General features: G+C 58.8%; 1 protein-coding gene. It reads right to left on the reverse strand.

Going from position 1 to position 551, the window contains the following annotated elements; all coding sequences use genetic code 11:
* A partial coding sequence (locus AC07E3_RS21475; RefSeq protein WP_478364776.1) for a transposase occupies positions 1-498 on the reverse strand: 498 nt, incomplete at its 3' end.
* Between the last annotated feature and the right edge of the window lie 53 nt (positions 499-551).

Here is a 551-nt window from a genome sequence, read left to right on the forward strand (position 1 = left end):
CTTCTCGATCATGGCCAGATCGTATTTGCCCTTGTTGGCGCTGGCCTTCAGATGCGTCGAGTCGGTGTAAAGCACCGTGCCATCGACCAGACCGGCACCAATCGCCTGCTCCACGATCCGGTCGAAGATCGCCTGCGCCACCTGCGTGTTGTTGAAGCGCCGGCGCCGGTTCTGCGACAGGGTCGAGGCGTCGAACACCTTGTCGCAAAGCTTCAGACGCAGGAACCAGCGATAGGCCACATTCACCTCGATCTCGCGCACCAATTGCCGTTCGGAGCGAATGCCGAACAGATAGCCGATGAACAGGGCCTTGAACATCAGGGTCGGATCAAGCGCCGGGCGGCCATTGTCGGAGCAATAAAGCCCCTCGACCAGGGGATGGATGAACGAGAAGTCGATCACCGCGTCGATCTTGCGAAGCAGGTGATCCTTCGGAACAAGACTGTCGAGAGTGACCATCTCGAGCGCTGTCTGTTCGGGGGCCGGTGTCTTCAACATGACCCAGTGAATCAAAAACCCCCGGCAAATGCCAGGGGTTTGTCAGCAGTCTG

It is taken from the genome of Nitratireductor lacus (assembly GCF_056431025.1).